Source organism: Peptoniphilus asaccharolyticus DSM 20463, assembly GCF_900176115.1.
In the GTDB taxonomy this organism is placed as follows: Bacteria; Bacillota; Clostridia; order Tissierellales; family Peptoniphilaceae; genus Peptoniphilus; species Peptoniphilus asaccharolyticus.
This window is the reverse complement of the sequence record NZ_FWWR01000017.1, coordinates 97841-116066: the sequence shown is the minus strand read 5'-3', so window position 1 is coordinate 116066 and position 18226 is coordinate 97841. Positions and strand designations below refer to the sequence as shown.

15 protein-coding genes, 1 tRNA gene and 1 other RNA gene are annotated in these 18226 nt (G+C 33.9%); 2 read left to right on the top strand and 15 right to left on the bottom strand.

Features of this window, described 5'->3' with window-relative positions; all coding sequences use genetic code 11:
* Positions 1-98: 98 nt before the first annotated feature.
* Together ffs and B8869_RS10505 are read right to left on the bottom strand one after the other, a co-directional pair.
* An RNA gene (gene ffs, locus B8869_RS10510) (signal recognition particle sRNA large type) lies at positions 99-365 on the bottom strand.
* Position 366: 1 nt separating this feature from the next.
* Positions 367-458 (bottom strand) — tRNA-Ser (locus tag B8869_RS10505).
* 106 nt (positions 459-564) lie between these two features.
* Between B8869_RS10505 and B8869_RS10500 the strand changes: the two genes are divergently transcribed.
* Positions 565-1536, top strand: coding sequence for a biotin--[acetyl-CoA-carboxylase] ligase (locus tag B8869_RS10500; RefSeq protein ID WP_084231567.1), 972 nt, complete (start codon positions 565-567; stop codon positions 1534-1536).
* Between the two features lie 468 nt (positions 1537-2004).
* Positions 2005-2523, top strand: coding sequence for a nitroreductase family protein (locus B8869_RS10495; protein ID WP_084231566.1), 519 nt, complete (start codon positions 2005-2007; stop codon positions 2521-2523).
* Positions 2524-2556: 33 nt separating this feature from the next.
* Here B8869_RS10495 and B8869_RS10490 read toward each other — a convergent pair whose 3' ends face one another.
* The 13 genes from B8869_RS10490 to B8869_RS10430 form a co-directional block, all read right to left on the bottom strand.
* Positions 2557-3408, bottom strand: coding sequence for a CPBP family intramembrane glutamic endopeptidase (locus B8869_RS10490; RefSeq protein ID WP_084231565.1), 852 nt, complete (start codon positions 3406-3408; stop codon positions 2557-2559).
* 128 nt (positions 3409-3536) lie between these two features.
* Positions 3537-4910 carry an ABC transporter ATP-binding protein gene (locus B8869_RS10485; RefSeq protein WP_084231564.1) on the bottom strand — a complete coding sequence of 458 codons (1374 nt, stop codon included), beginning with the start codon at positions 4908-4910 and terminating at the stop codon, positions 3537-3539.
* Positions 4903-5592 carry an energy-coupling factor transporter transmembrane component T gene (locus B8869_RS10480; protein WP_084231563.1) on the bottom strand — a complete coding sequence of 230 codons (690 nt, stop codon included), beginning with the start codon at positions 5590-5592 and terminating at the stop codon, positions 4903-4905. Before B8869_RS10480 ends, B8869_RS10485 begins: the two co-directional genes overlap by 8 nt.
* A complete protein-coding gene (locus B8869_RS10475; RefSeq protein WP_084231562.1) occupies positions 5592-6179 on the bottom strand; it encodes an MptD family putative ECF transporter S component in 588 nt (195 codons plus the stop codon). The genes B8869_RS10480 and B8869_RS10475 overlap by 1 nt, the downstream gene beginning before the upstream one ends.
* 10 nt (positions 6180-6189) lie before the next feature.
* Positions 6190-7908, bottom strand: a complete 1719-nt coding sequence (locus tag B8869_RS10470; protein ID WP_084231561.1) for an ABC transporter ATP-binding protein — start codon at positions 7906-7908, stop codon at positions 6190-6192.
* Positions 7905-9644 carry an ABC transporter ATP-binding protein gene (locus B8869_RS10465; RefSeq protein WP_084231560.1) on the bottom strand — a complete coding sequence of 580 codons (1740 nt, stop codon included), beginning with the start codon at positions 9642-9644 and terminating at the stop codon, positions 7905-7907. Before B8869_RS10465 ends, B8869_RS10470 begins: the two co-directional genes overlap by 4 nt.
* On the bottom strand, positions 9634-10593 hold the full coding sequence (locus B8869_RS10460) for a helix-turn-helix domain-containing protein (RefSeq protein ID WP_084231559.1): 960 nt from the start codon (positions 10591-10593) through the stop codon (positions 9634-9636). The genes B8869_RS10465 and B8869_RS10460 overlap by 11 nt, the downstream gene beginning before the upstream one ends.
* A 182-nt stretch (positions 10594-10775) precedes the next feature.
* Entirely contained in the window at positions 10776-11996 is a 1221-nt protein-coding gene (locus B8869_RS10455; RefSeq protein ID WP_084231558.1) for a glucose-6-phosphate isomerase, read from the bottom strand.
* Positions 11996-13090 (bottom strand): PP2C family protein-serine/threonine phosphatase, encoded by a 1095-nt coding sequence (locus B8869_RS10450; RefSeq protein WP_084231557.1) that lies wholly within the window; start codon positions 13088-13090, stop codon positions 11996-11998. Before B8869_RS10450 ends, B8869_RS10455 begins: the two co-directional genes overlap by 1 nt.
* Positions 13091-13145: 55 nt before the next feature.
* Positions 13146-14273 carry a THUMP domain-containing class I SAM-dependent RNA methyltransferase gene (locus B8869_RS10445; protein WP_084231556.1) on the bottom strand — a complete coding sequence of 376 codons (1128 nt, stop codon included), beginning with the start codon at positions 14271-14273 and terminating at the stop codon, positions 13146-13148.
* Positions 14270-15520 carry an ABC transporter permease gene (locus tag B8869_RS10440; RefSeq protein ID WP_084231555.1) on the bottom strand — a complete coding sequence of 417 codons (1251 nt, stop codon included), beginning with the start codon at positions 15518-15520 and terminating at the stop codon, positions 14270-14272. Before B8869_RS10440 ends, B8869_RS10445 begins: the two co-directional genes overlap by 4 nt.
* The gene (locus tag B8869_RS10435; protein WP_084231554.1) at positions 15520-16194 is read right to left on the bottom strand and encodes an ABC transporter ATP-binding protein; all 675 of its coding nucleotides are present in this window, start codon (positions 16192-16194) and stop codon (positions 15520-15522) included. Before B8869_RS10435 ends, B8869_RS10440 begins: the two co-directional genes overlap by 1 nt.
* Positions 16191-18110, bottom strand: a complete 1920-nt coding sequence (locus B8869_RS10430; protein WP_084231553.1) for an HlyD family efflux transporter periplasmic adaptor subunit — start codon at positions 18108-18110, stop codon at positions 16191-16193. The genes B8869_RS10435 and B8869_RS10430 overlap by 4 nt, the downstream gene beginning before the upstream one ends.
* Positions 18111-18226: the final 116 nt, after the last annotated feature.

Here is an 18226-nt window from a genome sequence, read left to right as displayed (position 1 = left end):
ATTTAAATAAAATATTTTGTATATGTTGGTTAACTTTTAGATTTATTTTTACGCACAAAAAAAGACATCAGATTTCTCCAATGTCTTTAAAATATGTACCATGAACCCGCCCTCGAATGATTGTTCATATACGGTACCCAAGTAGTTAACTCAGATAAGGCACCCCCATAACACACGCATGAGCTTGCTTAGTGCTGCTTCCGTCAAGACCTGACACGATTCACAAGTATACATTGTATGGGACCCTGTCGTCACCGCCACTTGCTTGGGGCAGGCTATACAAACAAAAATCCTCAGACGGGAATTCAACCCTGCTATAGCGAATCGCAGGTTACAAGGCATCGCTAATTCCCCGTCTATCATGGATGGCGGAGAGAGGGGGATTCGAACCCCCGATGCCTTTATGGGGCATACGCACTTTCCAGGCACGCGCCTTAAACCAGCTCGACCATCTCTCCACATGCTTAGACTTATATTTTACATTTTTTGCAAACTATTGTCAAATTGAAAAGTTTGTTTACCTAATTACAAAAATAAACTATAATTTTATTAGGAAGTGATTAAATGTCAACTAAAGATAAAGTTTTAAAAATTCTTGAAGAAAATAGAGATACTCACATATCCGGAGAAAACATAGCGACGGAACTTGGTATCTCAAGGACAGCCGTTTGGAAAGCTGTTAAAAATTTAAAAAGCGATGGCCATAGTATTAGCTCTGTTACAAACAGAGGTTATAAATTAGACGACTTATCAGATAAATTGGACAAGTGGGCCATTATCAACTACTTAGACAAAGAGATAAAAGAAAGTGATGTAAGAGTGTATAATACCATAGACTCCACCAACACAGAGGCTAAACGCCTTCTCAACTCCGAAGAGCTTTCAAATTTTACAATCCTCGTTTCAGATGAACAAACCGCTGGACGTGGACGCCGTGGCAAGAGTTTCACCTCTCCAAAAGGCACCGGCGTGTACTTCTCAATAATATTCTTTCCGAAAGATAATTTTTCATACAATTCATTTGATTTAGTTACTATAAAAGCTGCCGTATCTATAGTTAAGGCAATTGAAAAAACTACAGATAAAAAACCTGAAATAAAGTGGGTTAATGACATTTTCTTAAACCACAGAAAAATATGTGGCATACTTACAGAGGCTGACATAGACTTTGAATCCAAAAAAGTACGCTCCATAGTCACAGGCATAGGTATAAATTTCACTACTGAATTCACTGGCGAATTAAGCCCTATAGCCGGCTCTTTACTTGCCGAAGACCTACTTAGATCTCAACTTGTTGCAGAGGTTATAAATGAATTTTATAAATCTCTATACTGTAGAAGCGATGAAGAAATATTGGAAGAATACAAATCCCATTCTCTTCTGCTTGGTAGATATGTGAATTTTGAATTAAATGGAGTTAAATACGAAGCCATTGCAAAGGATATAAATGAAAAAGGTAATTTAATCGTGGAAACCGACGACGGAAATATAATGACCTTATCTTCCGGCGAAGTTTCTGTAAGAGGACAATTTTAATATTTTTAATACAATTAAGGGCGCTCATAGGCGCCCTCTTAATTTTAACTAAGTTTACTATTTTTTTATTTTTTTCCATACAGTCAAAAAGACATCCTTCTGGATGTCCTTTTATGTATAGCTGGGAAGAAAAAAGATGATTGAAATATCCTTCCGTAGGATATTTACAATATGATAATAACATCTCTTTAAATATTTTGCAAGCCTTTTCATAATTTTTTTTTAAATTTTTTTGCTGAAATTCTTAAACCTGTTTCATCTTGCAACTTATGAAAAGACGTTTTCATTTGTTGTTTAAAATTTTCTCTAACACAATTGCTATTTAAGCTATTTTTGGACTTCTTTTATACATTTTGATTTTAAATTTGTATTTTCTAATTTTTTTATTTATCATGTAATTAAGGGTTTATGAAACTGTTTATTTTGGTATAAGTTGCAAAGTTGATTATTTAAAATACGAGGTGAAATATGTTAAAAGATTTAATTAAAGAAAGAAGAAGTATTAGACAATATAAAGAAGATGCTGTTGATAAGGAATTAGTTAAAGAGTTATTAAAATTTTCACTTATGGGACCTTCTTACAAGAGTGCCAGACCTGTTGAATTTTTAGTGGTGGATGATAAAGAAGTTTTAGAAAAACTTTCAGGCGTTGGCTCTTTCTCAACAAAGTACATAGCTGATGTCCCAATGGCTATAGTAATCCTTGCAGATACTGAAACTACTACAACTTGGGTTGAAGAGAGTGCAATTTCTGCGGCTTATTTCCAACTTCTTGCAAAAGAAGAAGGTTTGGACACTTGCTGGGTCAACCTAAAAGAAGGCGAAGCATCTAATGGTGAAGAAATACAAGCTTACTTAAAAAGCTTCCTAAACTTCCCTAAAAACTTAAAAGCTGTTTGCATGATTCCAGTAGGATATGGAAACGAAAGAGTTAGAAAAAGAAAAGATTTTGAAGTTGACGAAAAAATTCACTACAACACATTCTAAAATTTTAGGGCGAGTAAATCGCCCCTTTTTTGTCTACATATTGTATATATCCTTATCTTTCAACCATTTATATACTATTAAAGAAAATATTATATATATAGCAATTGCTGGTAGAGAAGCTTCTACTCCAAAATCCCCACCAGTGATCAATAGTTTTTTTGATAATAAAACTATATTATAAATGGAATCTGAATTTTCTGATATACCTATATTTATTATATTACCAATAAATACTATATTCCATATACTATGTACAATGGCACTATTCCAAATACTATTGCTTTCAATAGTTATTAGTGAAAATAATATACCCACAAAAGTTCCTGCTATCATTAATTGAATTATACTTATAATATCCAATTGTCTTCCAATTATATGTAATCCTCCAAATACAACTGACGGTATTAAAATAGCCCATTTTCTATTTAGTTTCTTCTCTAAAACTCCAAGTATTACTCCTCTAAAAATACTTTCTTCAGCTATTCCTGTTGCAATTCCGAAAAAGAATACCGAACCCGTTATTATCTCAAGTTTATTTGTCGCATTTCCTATTTTAAATTCTGCACCTGTAATGATTAATAATATTGTTACTAAAATAACCATAAGAAATCCTATACCTACATACTTTAATTTCATATTAGTTGGATATATTCTATATTCATTCAAATTTGATTTAAGTACTTTTTCAATTAATATCTTCAAATTTATCAATATTAAAGCAATAGATATTACTCCTGTGAAAATATTTGCTACTGCATTTGGAATACCTATCTTCACTATTATCCTTCCCACTCCAATTGCTGCTAATTGCGCTATAACTAAGCATACAATTGATAAAAATATTCCTCCCGCAACTTGATATTTAGATAATTGTTTTTGTGTCATAAATCCCTCCTAGTATCATTATATTAATGATACCATTTTAATAAAACCATACAATATTTCCTCATTATTTTTCCTATTTCCCTATTTATAAAAAAAGAGCTACGCAACAAGGCATAGCTCTTTTTTATTTAGTGCACAAATTCTATAACTTTACCGTTTGAATTTTTAATGAACTCATAGTCATGTGTAACTACTATAACAATTTTATCTCGTTCTTTTAGCATCTCCAAAAGATTTACAACAGCTTGCATAGTCTTATTGCACAGCCCGCTCGTTGGCTCGTCTAAAACCACTATTGGTTTGTCGGATAAAATAGCATTTGCAATTAATAATCTCTGTTTTTCTCCGCCGGATAAACTCTGTGGGTGAGAGTCTTTCTTTTCAAACAAATTTAGATCTCTTAACACTCTCTCCTTGCTCAAATCATCTTCAGTCGCCAAAGAGAGTTCTTCCCAAACACTTTCTGTAAAAATTTGATAGTTCACATCTTGCATGACCAGTGAAATATAATCCTGTGGTCTTTTTATTCTCTCTCCATTATAAAATGTCTTGCCCTTAAATTTTTTATTAAGGCCACACAAACTCCTTATAAAAGTTGTCTTTCCTATTCCATTCTCTCCGACTATGAAATTTATCCCTCTATCAATCGACAAATCCATGTCGAACAAAACTTTACCTCTTCCATAGCCAAACTTATAGTCTATCATCTCCAATGCTCCACGTGGAGCACACTTTTCATAGACATTCTTTTTGTGCCAGTCGCATTTCAAATCCTCTTTAACTATCTTTTCAAGAGTTCTAAGTTCATACTTCGAAATTTCTTCTCTTATATCGTCTTTCTTTAAGCCTATAACTCTCCCCTTGTCTAAGATGTAGAGTTTGTCCATGAGTTCTTTTAAAAAATATAGTCTGTGCTCAGCTATTATAATTATCTTGCCCATGTCTCGTAGCTTTTCTATCACATTTTTAAACTCATCTATTGAGCTTCCATCCAAAGACGAAGATGGTTCGTCAAAAATATAAACTTCTCCATCCATAACGGCCACTCCCGTTATGGCTACAAGTTGCCTTTGACCGCCGGACAATTTAAAAATATTTTTGCCAAGCAGATGTTTTGTATTTAAAAGAGTTGCATACTCTTCTATCGTCTCTATTATCTCATCCCTTGGAATGTCTCTGTTTTCTAATGCAAAGGCTATTTCATCAAAGCTATCTATTGAAAAAAATTGGCTTTTAGGATTTTGAAACACTGTCGATATACTCTCGCTCCGCTTTGCTATGTCTAATTCGTAGATGTTTTTCTGGTTGAGAAGTATCTCTCCACTAAAATCAGCCTTTGTAAAGTGAGGTATAACTCCATTTATAAGTTTCATAATAGAGCTCTTACCTGAACCCGAGTTACCGGTTATTACATTTATTGTCCCTTTTTCAAACTGCATTGAAATCCCATTCAGAACTGTATCTTCCGTATATTTTAAAGTCACATTTTTAAATTCAAGCATATTTACCTATAACAAATATTACAAACACTACAACACACCCTAAAATCACCAAGTAATCTATGATTTTAAGTTTTGTATTAGATATGGAGCTCCTTTCTTTCCCAACTACAAGTCCTCTGCTCATCGCAGATATAGAGACATCGTCTGCAGTTTTTGAAGCAACCATAAACAGTGGCACCACTTTAAATTCAAAATACCTAATTGGGTCTTTGAAAAAATTAGATATAGTGAGCCCGTACATCTTCATTCCATCATTTATAAACTGTAAATCTATTTGGAGTGAATAGAAAAATCTAAACATAACTGCTATGGGTATTATGAGTTCATCCGGCAAGTGCCAAGCCTTTAAAGCCGCCACCAAGTCCGACATATTTGTGGTAGATATTGCATAGTATCCCATCATTATCCCCGGCAACATCCTCCTGATTATACTCCCAAATATTAGTGCAATTAGAGATAAAATTCCCATTCCCTCTTCAAAGTTCTTTGTCAAAAAAATAGATATAGCTATGGCAAGTAACCCCTTTATACACATTTCGTATTTCTTTTTTTCGAGCAGCAATACAAATGGCAGTGCTACCAAGAAGTATACTAACAGTGGAGCTCTATACTCTAAATTTCCCGAAATACATACTGTAGACAAAGTTACAGCCATAATTAGTTTAGTTCTAAAATCAAACATCAGATCATATTCGCTCTCTTAAAGTGTTTGTTTAGCATCTTTATGCCAAATGTCGCTCCTATGTAGCCACCAAGGCAACCCATTAATACTATAGGTAGGAATGACCAAGTTGGCATTACAGATAACATCTTGTTCACAAACTCTTGAGGATATCCCATTTCTATAATTTGCTTAATATACGCCTCTCTTGCAAAAAATAGTGGTATTAAATTAAATCCTGCAAATACAGCAAAAACTGTGTATGCAAGTCTTGCCTTCTTAATGCTCTTGTAATTTCCTGATTTAATAATGTACTCAGAAACCAAAGCTGTAACCACTGTCCCCGGCAATACATAAGGGCCGTGACCGCTAATCATAAATACAAGCCCCACCACTATTCCAAGTATTAAAACCATTCCGAATTTTTTAATCTTGGTTGAATAGAGCATAAATACCGGCGCAGACACAAGCGCTCCAACGAATGGCACTATTGGCATCAAGACGGGAATAAACCCTATCATCCCTCCGCACCAGTAAAGTGCCGTAAGTAAAATTGAAAATAATCCTGCATTTATTAAGTCTTTAACTTCCAATCCTTTTTTCTCCATAATTTCCTCCTCAGTAAGTGAATTTTTCTGTTAAGTTAGATTTTTCTATAAGTCTGTTGTACAGTTTGGATTTTTCTAACAACTCTGCATGAGTTCCCTGAGCACTAATCTTTCCCTTATCCATAACTATAATTTTATCCACCATTTCTACTGACTTTAGTCTGTGTGAAATAATGACTACAGTTTTTCCAACTATAAGTTTATTTAAACTCTCTTGTATCTTCATCTCATTATCTACATCTAAAGATGCACTGATTTCATCTAACAGTAGTATTGGGGCATCTTTTAAAAATGCTCTGGCTATGGATAGTCTCTGTCTTTCTCCACCGGATAGCTTGCTTCCATTTTCACCAATTAACGTTTGATACCCGTTAGGCAACTTTCTTATAAATTCGTCACAGTTTGCAGCCTTTGCCGCTGCCACTATCTCTTCGTCAGTTGCATCCTGTCTACCTATTCTTATATTTTCCATAATAGATGCATTAAAAAGAGTTACATCTTGGAACACCATTGACACATTTTCAAATAGGGAATCGGTTGAAATTTTTTTAATGTCGTATCCATCAATCTCTATGTTCCCTGAGTCATAGTCAAAAAGTCTGGATATAAGACGTAGTATAGTAGTCTTACCACATCCCGAAGGGCCAACTATGGCTGTAACCTCTCCTTGCTTAGCTACAAATGAAACTCCGTCTAAGACTTTCACATCAGAATTGTAACCAAAAGATATATCCTTAAATTCTATGTCAAATTTTTCCAACTCAACATCTTTTCCAGCTTGTATTTTGGTATTCTTTAAATCATTTATACGTTTAGTCCTTGCATCTATATAGAATAACTCAGCTAAGTTTTCATCCATGGCCCCAACACCATCTATCAACTTAACAGAACCAATTAAAAATCCTATTACATAGATTAGCTCAACTTCATTTTTGGCAAGCATCATAGAGCCCACCAACACAACAGCGCCTATCGCAAATTTAATAACTGAAAAAGAGCTCAACACCGGCAAAGCCTGTCTTATTTCTGCCTTTATATGCATATCCTCGCTGTCATTTAATGCAGCATAGACTTCCTCTTTCTTTTCATCATACATGCCATAGCTTTTTATCTCTTGTTGCATCTCTATATTCTCTTGAAATATCTCTGCATTTTTTCTAAGTTTCCAAAAGAATTTTTCAGACCAAATCTTTTGGCTATTTTTAGACATAGCTAACATCAATACTCCAATCAACATAGGAATCATTGCCGCAAGACCTAATTTCCAATTTGAAACCATCATCATAATCGCTACAATAGTTAAAAATATAGCTGTTGCTACCGCTCTTGGAATTGCATGTGACACACTATGTTCCAAATCGAGCACGTCTTGCATTATAGTTTGAGCCACATCTGATATATCATGCTTTGAGAAATATGATATCGGCATCTTCTTGAGTTGATCTGCTATTGCTATTCTCAAATCCTTTGCCTCAGCGTATGTGGTGTTAAAAGTCCTCTTATATTCTAAATTCAGCACAATATACATCACTACCACAATCGCAAAAATAATTATGTAGTAAGTTTTATTTTCTACAGAGTTTCCCTTTAACAAATTATCTACAAAAAACAATATCGCCACCATGGCAGACATAAGTGAAAAATTCACCAGCACAGACGCCCTTATAGCTTTTACAACCCCTCTTGCGCCCTTTTCAGTTAGAGCAAATTTATTTTTTAACCAGTTCATTTTCTCACCTTCCAATCATTAGCTTGTCTAAATTTTTCCTGATAACTTCTATATACTGAATCTTTAGCCATCAATTCAGCATCATTACCTCGTTCAATTATCTTTCCATCTTGCACAACCAAAATTTCGTCCACATTTCTTATAGAACTCAATCTGTGCGCTATCATAATTACCGTCTTGCCTTTCATTAAATTGGCAAAGGCTTTTTGTAATTCATATTCATTTTCCGGATCAGCCGCCGCACTCGCCTCATCCAAGATGATAATCTTGGCGTCTTTTAAAATTGCTCTTGCTATAGCTATACGTTGAGTTTCCCCACCGGATAGATAAACTCCCTTTGTCCCGATAACTACATTCTCTCTCTCTTTAAACTTGTCTAATATCTCATCACATTGTGCCAAGTGTAAAGCTTCCATAACCTCTTCACGAGTTGCATCTTTATTCCCAACCTTTACATTGTCAAATATAGACATCTTAAAAAGTTTTGAATCTTGGAACACATTCGCTATGTTCTTTACTATGGTCTCTTCAGTGTACTCATCTATAGAATGTCCACCTATCAAAACCTTGCCGCTATTTACAGGATAAAATCCTGAAATTAACTTAACTATTGTGGACTTACCACTTCCAGAAGCTCCAACCAACGCATAGGTCTTGCCTTGTTTTAAATCAAATGAAAGATTATTTAAAATCATATTTTCTTCATATCCAAAGCTGACATTCTCAAAAGTTATATCACAATTCTCAATATCTTTAATCCCACCATGAGATAAACTATTTTGTTTCATATCTGTAAATAGATCTTCAATCTTTTTAATCGCTGATGTCGCTTGGTATTGATACATTGCCACATACATTATTTTCATAAAAGCATTGAAAATTACTCCACACATAGACACATAGAAAATAATCTTAGCTACTATCTCATATATATTTTCTCCTCTTGATATGAAATATATTGACGCAGGTATCAAAATTAAAAAGATGGAATTAAAAAACATTTGGAACACTACATAAGGCACTCTACAACTCATGCTGTATGAAAGGGCCATTTCTGAATAGTCTAAAATGGAGTTGTAAAACTCTTTTAATGACCTGACATTTGCTTTAAATATCTTTAAAACACTCATACCTCTGACATATTCAACAGCACCCGAAGTCATTCTCTCTTGCGCAAGCATATACTTGCCCATGAACTCAGTCTCACCCATCATTCCCTTTCCGATAATTCCACCAATGATTACAGTTATAATAAATAAAATTCCAAGTCTATAATCTACAACAAAAGTCAGAATTAGAGAAAACAATGGAGTGAATACAGCAGTTGCCAAGTCCGGAATCAAGTGCGCCACACTCGTATGAGTTAAAGCTGTATTATCATCTATTATCTTACGAATTCTTCCGGATTCATTCTTGTCATAAAATGAAAATGAAGCTCCCATAAGATTGTCTATTCCCCTCTTTTTTAAATTTGTCTCCAATCTAAATGCCACCAAGTGTGTGCACCAAACACTCATAAAATAAATAATTGCATTTGCTATCAAAAACCCTAATATGTATCCCGCAGTTTGTACTGCATCTGTCACACTCTTCTCAACCAAAATCATATTCAGCAATCTGTATAAATACCAATACGACGCCACCATGCATGCCGAAGATATTATGGTCAACATAATTCCGATATATGCCAAACTAATCTTTTCAGGCACATACTCCTTTAACTTTTTATAAATCATATTTCAAACCCCCTCTATATACTCTTGGGCTAATACCCTCGTATTTTCTAAATACATCTGCAAACTTGCTCGCATTTGCATACCCAACACTCTCCGCAATCTCTGTTATGCTAAATTTGCTTTCTCTCATCTGCTTTTTTGCATATTCCATGCGTTTGTCTATTAAATACGCGTGGATGCTATCCCCATAAACTTCCTTGAAAGCTCTGTTCAGATAAGTCTTTGAAATGTTCACCATGCTCGCCAGCTCATCAACAGTGTATTTTTTTCTAAAATCATCAGTTATCAATCTTTGAACCTGCTGTACTTTTTCTATATGTTTCTTTGGCAGATAGACGAATTCATTTTCTTCAGAGAGTTGAATGTCTTTTAAATAAAAAAGTGTTTCCAAAAGAGCCATTCTGTGTCTATTCACATTAAAAAACTCTTCTCCCGTAAAACTTTTAAAAATCTTTTCGATTCCTAAATCTTTTTTAATCACAGCTACCTTCTCCGAACCAAATTTCTCATATATTCCCATTATCGAAACTCCGAAGCTTTCAAAAATTTTTTCTGTCTCTTCGCTTATCTCTTCAATTGAAATAAAATACTCTAAATTTTTTAGATGTCCTTCCGGAAATTTAGCCTCTGCACAGTGCTTGGCTATACAGTCCACAGTGAATGAGTGCTTGGTTAGAAAAGATACCTCATTAGTGGTAGGGAGTTGCCACTTCATCTGCCCCTCCAAACAGTAGGACAAATTCATTGATTTAGTATTAAATCCTTCAGAAACTTCATAAGTGTATGTATCTCTATAGTCAGTCAAAACCAAATATATTCCATCGAACAACTTCGCCACATAATTAAAGCTATCTTTTGTCTTTTTATACCTAAACTTCAAAAGCCCATTGTGCTCTCCTATATAATCCAAATTCATTTTATCCATCAGAATTTTTTTCATCTGTTTCATAAATTCACCCTCAATAAATTGATAACATATATCATTTGCTATCAGTATACATTTTATTTTTTCTTTATTCCACTCCAATTTAATTTAATTGTCCCTTTTGAAAAATTCATTTGACCATAACTGCTTATATTAAAAATTTTTATAATTTCGTACAAAAAAATAACCCATTCTATTTGAATAGGTTATCTCAATAATTTTTTATATATTTGTTTATACTGCTCAACACCCGGTTGATTAAATGGATTTACTCCGAATAAGATAGAAGATACAAAGCATGCGTACATGAAAAAGTAAACCAATTGACCCAAGCTATACTCATCTATCTTGGTTATCTCAATCATAAGAGTGTCTATATTATTTTTTGAATGTGCAACTTTAGTGGCTTCCATAACCACATTGTTGATTTTGTTTAAACTGTATTTATTCAAACCCTCATATTCTTTGCTAAACTCTTCCAGATCTATTTCCAAATCCGTTTTGTTTTCATTTACGAATATTACTGTTTCAAATAAATCTCCCGGTCCCTCTTGAATATACTGTCCAATTGAGTGGAGGTCTGTTGTGTTTGTCAAATATGTAGGAAAGATCACATCATCACTTTTCCCTTCACTCTCACCAAACAACTGCACATACCATTCCTGTAGGAACTTCAAGCTCGGATCGTATGAAACTAAAAACTCTTTATTCTTTCCATTGTCATATAGCTCTTTTCTCGAAAGAGCATATTGAACAGAAGGATTATCAAATGTGACTAATTTTCGTTTGTAATCTCTTATCCCTCTAAGAAATTCATCTATGTCTATTCCGACCGCTGCCATAGGCAACAACCCCACTGCTGTATGTAGCGAATATCTTCCTCCGACATTTTCAGGTACAACAAGCCTTCTATAGCCTTCCCTCTTCGCTGTATTGAGTAAGTATCCTGATTTATCATTTGTGATTACATACACTCTTTCAGATACGTCAGTATATTTTTTCTCAAAACTATTTTTCACAAGTTGGTAAGCTATATTGGTTTCAATAGTCTCTCCCGACTTAGATATTACAATCATACAGGCATTATAATTTTGTATAAGCTCTAAAGATGACTTAAAATACCTTGAAGATAGGTTATTTCCTAAAAATAAAATCTTAGGACTACCTGTTAAATCTCTAAGCTCTCCTTGAGCACTCTCAATAATAGCTCTAGCACCGGTATATGACCCACCGGCACCACAGACTATTACTAAATTATACTTTGCTCTAATTTCTTTAGCATATTCATAAATTTTTTCTATTTCAACTGTAGAATTAAACTCATCTGTCCAACCTAAGTAGTCTGAATACTCTTCTTGTTTTTGTTTAACCAGTTTTTCAACTTTATCGAGTTCCTTAAACTTAGTCTTTCCTATAAAATTTATCATTACCAAACCTTTATCAAAAGAGCAGTTATATCATCCTTTTGTTCTCCCCACATATAACTATAGATAGATTGTTTTAGTTTTAAAAGCTCATCACTTTCATTCTCCAACATTATCTCTTTTACTCTATCTATCCCATAAGGTTCATTTTCATAATTCATGACTTCACTAACTCCATCACTCATCATTATGACTTTGTCTGATGTATTTAATTTTATGCTATATTCCTTGTACTCAACCTTATCAAAAAATCTAGATATAGGATAGCCTTCTACTTCCATCTCCTGTATTGTATCTTCATGTATGATTATAGGACAAGGGAAATGTCCAGCATTTGAATAAGTAAACTGCCCTGTCTTTTTGTTAAATACTCCATAGAAACAAGTGAAATATATTTCAAAGTCGAGCCCTAAATTCTTAAATCTCTTCCAAAGCTCTTGTAAAAGCAATGATGGTCTTAACTTCTTGCCATAAGATATTGTACGCATTGTAATTCTAATGAACATAGTAACCATAGAAGCTGCGAATCCATGTCCCACTGTATCTGCAATATAGATTCCCAAGTGGTCATCGTCTATTTCAAATATGTCAAACATATCTCCGCTAAGTAAATTTGAAGGTCTATATAGATAATCTATTTTTAAAACCCCAAAAAATCCTTTTTCTGGTAATAATGCAGTCTGAATCTTTCTCGCATGATTCATCTCAACAGTCATAGATTTATTTTTCTCTACGATTGCAGAAATCAACTTTCTCTCTTGAGAAATGTTCCTAAACACTTCTACAGCTCCGGTAATTTTGCCATCTTTTTTTATCGGCGAACATTTTACAGAGTACAACTTATCTTGAATTGTCTCTTCTCTTTGAATTACTTCTCCTGTTTCAAGCGTTCTCTTCGTAATTTTTGATTTTAAGATGTTGTCAGAAATATTACAAATCAAATTTTCAGTATCATACCCTAAGGTATCTTTCATAGCTTGATTTACATAAACCACTTCATTCCTATGGTCTAAAACTCGCACCAAGTCCACTATTCCATCTAATATTTGATAGTTTAATTCTGTATTTTGTAAAACTTTATCTAAATCTTCACTCATAGCGAACCTCTCCTTGCTGTTCATTATACCATATTAATATTGCTTTACAAATACGTTATAACGGCTTAGGCCCAAAGTATTGGAATAGGTATGAGCGCAACCCTCCATTGTATAACTTTCTATTTTTGTCACTCTTGCCCAAGTTCTTTTCAATATTTTCATCAGCTGATATAACATACATAGAATAAGTAGGTAGCGATTTATAAAGTTCTCTAAGTGCTTGTTCAAGCTCTTTAACTTCTTCAACTTCTCCTATTCTTATACCGTAAGGTGGATTTGTAATTATTACACCGTAGTTGTCTGGCAAGTCCAACTCTCTGACATCTTTTACAAAAAATCTAATATCTTCTTCAAGTCCTAAAATTTCTGCATTCATCTTAGCTATCTCTATAGCTTTCCTTGAAATATCAGAACCAATTATTTCCAACTTCTTATCATAATCTATTTCGGAATAGCATCTAGCCTTTTCTTCTTTTAGAAGATTTTCATCCATAAATATAAATTTTTCAAAATCAAATTTTCTCATAAGCCCAGGAGCTATTTGCTTAGCTATCATAGCCGCTTCTATCAAAATAGTTCCCGAACCACAAAATGGATCTACTAATAATCTATCCGGATTCCAATAGGATAACTTAACCATAGCTGCAGCTAAAGTTTCTGTGATAGGCGCTTTGTATGAAGCCTCTCTATATCCTCTTTTGTGAAGTCCTTCTCCGGAAGTGTCTATTGTGACAGATACTATATCATTTCTAATTGCAACTTCTATAGAATATCTCTCTGCTGTTTTTTCAAATCTGTTTATTGCATAAGTTCTCTGCAGGCTCTTTATTATAGCTTTTTCAGAAATTCTTTGAATGTCTGAAAGAGAAAATAACTTAGACTTATAACTCTTAGCATTTATTATGAAATTACCTTCTTTAGAAATCCACCTTGCCCAGTCTATTGCATTTACACTATTAAATAATTCTTCAAAGCTATATGCTTCAAAAGAGGCCACTTCTATTAACACTCTCTCTGCACATCTTAATCTTAAATTCAAAATGGTGACATCTCTCAAGTCGCCATTAAATTTTATCCGTCCATCTTGAACAACTAAATTGTCATAACCCAAATCATATAACTCATGTTTAACTACTGATTCAAGCCCAAAATTTGCTGTTACTATTATATTTATATTCATCATTCATACCTCAAAGCATCTATAGGATTTAATTTTGCAGCTTTATTCGCTGGATAGTAGCCAAAGAAAATTCCTATACTCATAGAGAATCCAACTGCAATTGCTATAGAGAAAATATTTGGTAGCGTAGGAAGTTTCATGAGTGATGAGGCAAAATACCCCAATAAACCACCAAGTAAAACACCTATTATACCACCTATTATACATATTATAATACTTTCTGTAATAAACTGCCCTCTAATATCTTTTGAAGTAGCACCCAGAGCTTTTCTAACTCCTATTTCTCTAGTTCTTTCTGTTACTGAAACAAGAAGTATATTCATTACTCCTATTCCACCTACCAATAGTGAAATAGCAGCTATGCCTCCTATTGCCAGTTTTACATTTGACATAATCGATGTTATCTGTTGAAGTTCAGAGTCTATAGATTTAGCTTCAGCCTGTACTGCTTCATTTTCTAAAAATTTATTTTCATTAAAATATTTCTCTATTTCTTTAGACACAGAATCTATATCTTCTGCTCGATTAGTTATTACAGTAAAACTCATAAATGTCTGGTCATTATTTTCAAAATCTCTAACTCCCACAGTATATGGAATATATAAAACTGTACTATCTTCATTTTGACCTCCAAAAGCACCAAAATTTACAACTTCATTTTTATACACCCCTTTACATCTGTACACATATATCCCACTTCCGGTATCAACCTCTACTTCTTTTCCTAAAGCCTCAGAATATCCTCCAAATAATCCCTGTGCTACTTTATCACTTATTATACACACATCTCTATATGCCTGTACATCTTCTTCATTATAAAATTCTCCAGTTAACATCTTTAACTTCTGAATTTCCTTTGCCCCTTCTGTACTAGAATTAATATTTACTTTTAAATTTTTTCCTTGTTCAGTTTTTATTTTTGCACTTTTACCATTTCCTTGTATGACAATAAACTTTATAAAATTCCCAAAACGTTGTTTAATAAGTTCAGTATCCTCAGGTTTGAAATAATCTCTTTCTTGTATATCATACCAATTATACCCTTCTCTAGGTTTAAGCTTTACTTGAAACATATTTTTATTCAACTTATCAAATCCATCTGCTACTGACTTTGACATCGCTTGGCCTATTGTTAGAATGGCAATAACAGAAGCTATACCTATTATTATTCCCAGCATCGTCAAAAACGACCTCATCTTATTGAGTTTTAGTCCCTCCAATGCCATCTTTATATTCTCAAGTATATTCATTATTCTATTATCCTTCCATCTGACATGGTTAGTACTCTCCCGGTTTCTTCTGCTAACTCAGGATTGTGGGTTATTAAAACTATAGTCATCCCTTGTTCTTTGTTTAGCCTGTGAAACAAATCCATTACACTTCTACCAGTCTTTGTATCTAAGGCTCCGGTAGGCTCATCAGCTAAGAGTATACTCGGGCTGTTTGCCATCGCTCTTGCTATTGCCACCCTTTGCTTTTGTCCCCCTGATAATTCATTTGGATTGTGATGTGCCCTTTCTGACATCTCCACCAAGTCCAAAAGTTCCATAGCTCTATTACTCATATCTTTTTTATTTTTGGAATACATCATTGGAAGTTCTACATTCTTCCTTGCAGACAATCTTGGTATAAGGTTGAAGTTTTGAAATACAAAACCTATCTTTTGATTTCTTATTCCTGATAATTCTGAATCCTTAGCTTCACTTACATTCAATCCATCCAAATAATAATTACCCTCGGTCTGTCTATCCAACAGACCGATTATATTCATAAGCGTACTCTTCCCAGAACCTGAAGCCCCCACTATTGAAACAAATTCGCCTTCATATATTTTCAAATCAATTCCATGGAGAATTTCTAACTCATTAGGCTTTCCTATATAGTATCTCTTTACTATATTCTCCATTAATATCAATTCTTTCATTTTTTTACTTCCATTTCTTCGGTAATTTGAACCTCTGTACCTGATTGATACTTATCTGCTGAGTTTATAACTCTCAACTTACCTTTCAAATCTTTTGAGGTTATGACTGTCTCTACATCATTTCCTGTAACTGGCATAACTTCTATTTCTTTAATTTGAGCAATTTCTTTATCCGGTACTATCAATATAAAACTCTTATCATTCTTTTTATATATTGCACTTGTCGGCACAACTATAACATCTTTTTTAGATTCTAATACATACTTTATTCTTACGCTCATTCCAGGTTGTAATTTGTTTTCTGTATCTTCTATAGATATCTTTGTCTTGTATGCCACTTCTTGAGATTGACCTTGAGCTGTAGCTTCTGCTGATTTTGGAGTTGGGTCTATGGACTCAATCTTGCCTTTGAAGACTTGCTTTCTTCCAAGTGCATCTGATGTTATCTCAACTTCCATACCAACTCTAACTTTTGGATAGTCATATTCTTTAACTTGTGCTTCAACTATAGTTCTCTTAACTGTTTGCACTTGCGCAAGAGCCGCTGTTGGCACTTGGCCTTTAACCATATCCATCTTAGTTATAGTTCCTGAAATAGGAGCTTTTACTACTGTCTTTTCAAGCTCTTCATATAAATTTTTCAAGTCCACTGAGTTCACGGAGTTATCTCCGCTCGCCTTTGCTTGGTCAAGTCCTGATTGTAACGCTCTTATCTCTGCCTCTTGAGCTGCAAGCGCAACTGTCAAATTCTTCTTTGCACTTTCATATATATTCTTTGCATCAACTGCATTTTTTCTATAAGTATTTAGTACATCTTCTCTTGAACGTTTTGAAAGTTGATCTTGTTTTGCTTGAGTTTGCAAAGTGTTGTGTAAGTTTGCAAGATTTTGTTCTTGTTGAGCTAAATCTTTTTCTAATGCAAGTCTTGTATCTTCATTAGTATCCATTTGTGTTTTAAACTTAGCTTTCTCGCCCTCAACTTCTGCTATTTGAGTTTTTACTCTTTGAGCACGAATATTTAATTCGTTTAGCTTTTCTTTTTTACTTCTAATTTCATCTTGTTTTTCACTGAGTTTAGCAAGTTCTTCAGATGTTGGTTTTGTATCTTTATTGCCATTTCCACTTCCTTGCAGTGCAGCTACTTCGGACTCTATGTCAAGCGTCAAATTATTTATCTCTCTAGTTATTGACTCATCTTCCATTCTAAGTCTGTCCGCTTGTGAACTGATGTCACTGTAATTTCTTCTAGCATTTTCAAAATTTGAAGAAGCTTCGGCTAATTTTTGTCTTGCTTGGTCATAAGTAAGATTTTGAGATTGTAGATTGTTTTGTTGTGTTGTATCATTTCCCACTTTTGCTACAATCGCTTCATTGTATCCCATATTCAAACTTCTCAAATAATCATCGTAAGTCTTTTCAGCAAGTTGCCACTGGTCATAAGTTTGTAGTACATTTGCATTAGCGCTCACAACTTGTGCATTTGTGCCGTCACTCTTGCCCTTTACAGCCTCATTTAGCTTATCTTTTGCGCCCTTTACTTGAGCCCCTGTGGATCTATTCGTAGAAGCTATCATAGCTTCCTTAGTCTTAATCTGTTGTCTAATTGAAGAATCATCAAGTTTCGCTATAACTTGTCCAGCCACAACTTCATCTCCAACTTTCACATCAATATTCTTAACAGGCAAACTCTTTTCAGCGAATATATCAACTGAATCCTCACTCTTCACCTTTCCACTCTCTGTTATCATATTTGAAAAATCTTTTTTCTTTATCTGAGTGGTTTCAGATTTTGGCAATACAACATACTTACTCTTACCACCTTTTCCAAATATTGTTCCTCCTATCAATAGAGCCAATATTACTCCGGCTGGTATAACTATTTTTTTGTGTCCTAATATAAAATCTTTTATCTTCACTACGTGCCTCCTAATTGCTAACCTATTTAAAATTCTATTAATTATATTATTAGCTTTATATATTCTATATTATATCAATACAAGCGTATCTAAAAGTAAATTAATATACAATAAAA

Bases quoted from the DNA above. Each gene is read 5' to 3' on its own strand.
- B8869_RS10500 (WP_084231567.1), top strand. From the start codon at position 565: ATGTCAACTAAAGATAAAGTTTTAAAAATTCTTGAAGAAAATAGAGAT.
- B8869_RS10495 (WP_084231566.1), top strand. From the start codon at position 2,005: ATGTTAAAAGATTTAATTAAAGAAAGAAGAAGTATTAGACAATATAAA.
- B8869_RS10490 (WP_084231565.1), bottom strand. From the start codon at position 3,408: ATGACACAAAAACAATTATCTAAATATCAAGTTGCGGGAGGAATATTT.
- B8869_RS10485 (WP_084231564.1), bottom strand. From the start codon at position 4,910: ATGCTTGAATTTAAAAATGTGACTTTAAAATATACGGAAGATACAGTT.
- B8869_RS10480 (WP_084231563.1), bottom strand. From the start codon at position 5,592: ATGTTTGATTTTAGAACTAAACTAATTATGGCTGTAACTTTGTCTACA.
- B8869_RS10475 (WP_084231562.1), bottom strand. From the start codon at position 6,179: ATGGAGAAAAAAGGATTGGAAGTTAAAGACTTAATAAATGCAGGATTA.
- B8869_RS10470 (WP_084231561.1), bottom strand. From the start codon at position 7,908: ATGAACTGGTTAAAAAATAAATTTGCTCTAACTGAAAAGGGCGCAAGA.
- B8869_RS10465 (WP_084231560.1), bottom strand. From the start codon at position 9,644: ATGATTTATAAAAAGTTAAAGGAGTATGTGCCTGAAAAGATTAGTTTG.
- B8869_RS10460 (WP_084231559.1), bottom strand. From the start codon at position 10,593: ATGAAACAGATGAAAAAAATTCTGATGGATAAAATGAATTTGGATTAT.
- B8869_RS10455 (WP_084231558.1), bottom strand. From the start codon at position 11,996: ATGATAAATTTTATAGGAAAGACTAAGTTTAAGGAACTCGATAAAGTT.
- B8869_RS10450 (WP_084231557.1), bottom strand. From the start codon at position 13,090: ATGAGTGAAGATTTAGATAAAGTTTTACAAAATACAGAATTAAACTAT.
- B8869_RS10445 (WP_084231556.1), bottom strand. From the start codon at position 14,273: ATGATGAATATAAATATAATAGTAACAGCAAATTTTGGGCTTGAATCA.
- B8869_RS10440 (WP_084231555.1), bottom strand. From the start codon at position 15,520: ATGAATATACTTGAGAATATAAAGATGGCATTGGAGGGACTAAAACTC.
- B8869_RS10435 (WP_084231554.1), bottom strand. From the start codon at position 16,194: ATGAAAGAATTGATATTAATGGAGAATATAGTAAAGAGATACTATATA.